We start from the raw sequence: 4,373 nt of genomic DNA, 5'->3' as shown, positions 1-4,373 counted from the left end.
GCTGTGATGGCCCCGCGATGTCCCCCGCGAGGCCCCGGGATGTCCGGGATGTCCGCGGGAAGTCCCGGGGAGTCCTCCTCAGCCTTCCGCGCCGCCGCGCCGCACACTGTGGCGCACCCGGCGCTTCACGTCGTCGAGCCACTGGCGGCCGGCCGGCGGTCGGCTGGAGTGCCGGTCCAGCTCCTCGATCAGCCGCTCCGAGCGTTTCTCGACGTCCAGCTCGTCCAGGATCCGGTCCGCCTCCGCGAGCAGTGCCCCATGGAGCTGCCAGTGCTCGTGGTCCTCGCGGACGCCGTCGAGCAGGAGCCCGGCCACCCGGGCGCGGGACTCACGGCCCGCGGCGAGTTCCTCGGCGAGGCGTGATTCCGCCTCCTCGGCGTTCTCCGAGACCTGTGAGGTGATCAGCTCGGCGAAGGACTCGATCGCGGCCGACAGATGGCCGAACAGTTCCTGCAGCGCCGGGGTCACATGCGGCGGGAAGAGCGTGCCGGCCGGCCGGGTCTTGGCCAGGTCGGTGAGCGTCCGGCAGGACACGCGCAGGATCACCGCGCAGATCTCCAGCGCATCCAGTCCCGTGCGCAGCACGAGCCGCGAAAGCAGCGGCTCCTTGACCCGGGGATTGAGCCGCAGACTGTCCTCCGCCTGGCGCAGGGCCGCGTCGACCTGCACGATCTCGTGGTCGAGCCGGCGGGCCTCGTGCAGCCTGGCCGCGGCCTGCGCCACCGGCGTGTGGTCGGCGAGCGCGTCGGCGAGGCTCGACAGCAGCCGCACCATCCGGGCGGCGAGGTCCGTGATCGCCTCGCTGGCGTCGTTCACCCATACGGGCGGCACGAAGAGCACATTGAACAGCAGTCCTACGACGGCGCCGATCAGGGTCTCCAGCACCCGGTCCCAGGCCGTCGCCGTCACCTGGGTGACGCCGAGCACGAGCATGGCGCTGATGGCCACCTCGGGCACGAACTCGCCCACCTTCACGAACCGGCCGATCACCAGCGACGCCAGGATCACCAGCCCGAGGCTCCACCAGCTCAGCCCCACCAGAGCGCTGAAGCCGATCGCGATCAGTACGCCCGCCACCACCGAGTTCACCCGGCGGATGCCGGTGGTGAGTGTCGAGTACAGCGTGACCTGCACGACGAGCAGCGCGGTGAGCGGCGCGGTCAGCGGCGCGGGTTCGCTGCTCAGCTGAAGGGCGACGACGTACGAGATGACGGCGGCCGCGGTGGAGCGCACCGTCTGGACGACGGCCGGTTCCCTGTGTCGCCGCACGAAGTCGCGCAGTGGTTCGGTGGCTTCGGGCACTCTCTTCCCATCCCCGCCGGTGGCGCCCGTGAGACACCCCGGTCCCCGGACTCACCCCCGGTCGTGGGGTGAAGATCACAGTTCGCCGCTCTGACCGGCCCGGTCCGCGCCGACTACCGTGTCCGGGTGCCGAAGAACAGAAACACGTTCTCCTCCCTGACCGCCTGGCGACGCCGTGTTCTCGCCCGTGCCGTGCACCGCGGCTGGCGCTGGGTGCAGGACGCGGGCGCGGTCACGGCGGAGCAGCCGGGGCGGCTGCGCTTCCGCAGTCTCGGCACCGGGACGCGGCTCGCGTTCCCGCAGGGAACCGTGTTCGGCGAGGCGTGGATCGAGCTCGGTGACCACTGCATCATCGGCGAGCAGGTCACGCTGACGGCCGGCATGATGCCGGATCTCGACCTCGGGCCCGACCCCATCCTGACGCTCGGCAACGGCGTGGTGCTCGGCCGCGGCAGCCATGTCATCGCGGACACGACGGTGACGATCGGGTCGGACACGTACTGCGGCCCGTACGTCTACATCACCTCGACCAACCACAGCTACGACGACCCGCACACGCCGGTCGGCAAGCAGTGGCCCCGGGCCGAGCCCGTGGAGATCGGCCCCGGCTGCTGGCTGGGCACGGGCGCGGTGGTCCTCCCCGGCGCGCGGCTCGGCCGCAACGTGGTGGTCGCGGCCGGCGCTGTCGTACGGGGCGAGGTGCCGGACCACGCGGTGGTCGCCGGTGCGCCCGCCAGGGTCGTACGGAGCTGGGACCCGGAGAAGGGCTGGCAGCCGCCGCTGCGGACGCCCGCGCCGGTGCCGATCCCCGACGGCGTCACCCCCGAGCAACTCCTCGCGCTCGCGGAGCTCGAGGAGGGCTGACCGGCCCGTGGCCTGAGTCAGGCGGAGTCCGGCGGACAACGAGATCGAGTTCGGGATCGAGATCCATGCCCTATCCGGTGGCCAGCAGCACCGTGCCGACGAGTGCGAGCCCGGCACCCGCCGCCTGTACGGCGCGCAGCCGCTCCTTGAGCACACCGCGCGCGGCCAGCGCGGTGACCACCGGATAGAGCGAGGCGAGCACCGCCGCGACCGTCACCGGGCCCTGCTGTGCGGCGATCGAGTACGTGCCGTTGGCGGCGACGTCCGCCAGGCCCACAAAGGCGAGGGCCGGCAGCGCATCGCGGACGACCCGCAGCCCGCCGTCCTCCGGCAGCGCCCGCGCACCCCGTTTCACCGAGACGTACAGGGCTGCGCCGCCCACCGCCACATTGGTGACGCGCTGCACGAGCAGTGCCAGGAACAGACCGGTGATGGTGGTCGACGCCTCGGCGATCAGCGCCATCACAGAACCGAAGCCGAATGCCGCAAGCAGCGTCAGCAGGATCGCCTGCCGCTGGACGGGCGCCCCGCGCAGCTCGGGCCCGCCCGCGAGCAGTACGCCGACCACCGCCACCGCGATGCCCGCGAACTGCAGCAGCCCCGGCCGGTCCCCAATGAGCAGCCCCACCGAGACCGGTACGACGACCCCCAGCGAGCCGAGCGGGGAGACGACCCCCATCGGGCCGAGTGCCAGCGCCTTGTAGAAGCTCAGCATCGCGACCGGGCCGACGACACCGGCAGCCACCGCGTACCAGAGCTGGGGACCGGCTTCGCTCCAGCCTCCCGTCGCGACCACGATCGCGCCGAGCACGACCACCGCGATCGTCTGCGACACCACGACCACGGTCAGCGCGGGCACACGTCGTGTGAGCAGCCCGCCGCCGAAGTCGGCCAGGCCCCAGAGGAGGCTCGTGGCCAGGGCGAACAGTGCCGTCATGGATGCCTCGCAGTACAGTTCGGTGAACGATCGGGTGCACCACACCGTAGTGCATTCTATTGAACTCTGTCATTCATAATATTGGACGGAACGTGTCGGACCTCGACCAGCTCACGCAGTCGCTCGCCCGTAACCTCAAGCGCTGGCGCGGCGAACGGGGCTTCACGCTCGACGCACTCGCCGCCCGCTCCGGGGTCAGCCGCGGCATGATCATCCAGATCGAGCAGGCGCGCACCAATCCGAGCGTCGGTACGACGGTGAAGCTCGCCGACGCCCTGGGCGTCAGCATCACCACGCTCCTCGACTACGAGCAGGGCCCGCAGGTCCGGCTCGTACCGCAGGAGCAGGCCGTCCGCATGTGGTCCACCCCGGGCGGCAGCTCCACCACGCTGCTCGTCGGAACCGAGGCCCGTGGCCCCCTCGAACTGTGGGCCTGGACGCTGATGCCGGGCGAGGAGAGCGCCTCGGACCCGCACCCCGACGGCACCGTGGAGCTTCTGCATGTCACCGCGGGCGAGCTCACTCTCGTCATCGAGGGGGAGTCCCACCGCGTCCCCGCCGGCGCGTCGGCGACCTTCGAGGCGAACGCCCCGCACACCTACCGCAACAACGGCACGGAGAAGGTCGAGATGACCATGGCCGTGTCCGTTCCGCCCGCACGCTGAGACGCCCAATCGGGCGCGCCCGACGGCTGTTAGCGTGACGGGTATGCGCGCACCCATCGGAGACTTCGACAACGCCCGGCCCGCCCCGGACTGCCTCGACGAACTCACGTCGCCCGTCGCCGAGGCGGTGCGCGGCTGGAGCGGAGACGTCCCGGCCGAGCGACTGCTCTACGTCGACACCGACCCGCGGATCGCCGACACGGCGGTCTTCGTCGAGCACCACGGCGCCGACCTCCTGGACACGTCCGCGAACTGCGTCGTCGTGGCCGGCAAGCGCGGCGGCGAGGCGACCCTCGCCGCGTGCGTCGTCCTGTCCAAGACCCGTGTCGACGTCAACGGCGTCGTACGGAAGCAACTCGGCGCCCGCAAGGCGTCGTTCGCCTCCATGGACACCGCCACCGGCGAGACCGGCATGGAGTACGGCGGCATCACGCCGATCGGACTGCCGGCCGGCTGGCCGCTGCTCGTCGACGCGGCCGTCGTCGACACCGAATGGGTCCTGATCGGCAGCGGGCGGCGCCGCGGCAAGCTGATCGTGCCCGGAAAGGTCTTCGCCGGCCTGCCGGGGGCGGTGATCCTGGAGGGCCTCGGCGTCGCCTAGGGCC

Annotated in this window: 5 protein-coding genes; 3 read left to right on the top strand and 2 right to left on the bottom strand. The window is 71.6% G+C overall.

Features of this window, described 5'->3' with window-relative positions; all coding sequences use genetic code 11:
* Positions 1-78 precede the first annotated feature (78 nt).
* Entirely contained in the window at positions 79-1,302 is a 1,224-nt protein-coding gene (locus ACWGI8_RS40380) for an FUSC family protein (protein WP_453668429.1), read from the bottom strand.
* 126 nt (positions 1,303-1,428) lie between these two features.
* Here ACWGI8_RS40380 and ACWGI8_RS40375 point away from each other — a divergent pair, with 126 nt between their 5' ends.
* A complete protein-coding gene (locus ACWGI8_RS40375) occupies positions 1,429-2,166 on the top strand; it encodes an acyltransferase (RefSeq protein ID WP_453668428.1) in 738 nt (245 codons plus the stop codon).
* A gap of 70 nt (positions 2,167-2,236) precedes the next feature.
* Here ACWGI8_RS40375 and ACWGI8_RS40370 read toward each other — a convergent pair whose 3' ends face one another.
* Entirely contained in the window at positions 2,237-3,103 is an 867-nt protein-coding gene (locus tag ACWGI8_RS40370) for an EamA family transporter (RefSeq protein ID WP_453668430.1), read from the bottom strand.
* Between the two features lie 92 nt (positions 3,104-3,195).
* Here ACWGI8_RS40370 and ACWGI8_RS40365 point away from each other — a divergent pair, with 92 nt between their 5' ends.
* Entirely contained in the window at positions 3,196-3,768 is a 573-nt protein-coding gene (locus tag ACWGI8_RS40365; RefSeq protein ID WP_453668427.1) for a helix-turn-helix domain-containing protein, read from the top strand.
* A gap of 43 nt (positions 3,769-3,811) precedes the next feature.
* Positions 3,812-4,369: a YbaK/EbsC family protein gene (locus ACWGI8_RS40360; RefSeq protein WP_453668426.1), complete on the top strand. Its 558-nt coding sequence runs from the start codon at positions 3,812-3,814 to the stop codon at positions 4,367-4,369.
* The last annotated feature ends 4 nt before the right edge of the window (positions 4,370-4,373 follow it).

It is taken from the genome of Streptomyces sp. NPDC054841, assembly GCF_053611045.1.
The sequence above is the reverse complement of the archived record's forward strand: the minus strand, read 5'-3'. Positions and strand labels throughout refer to the sequence as shown.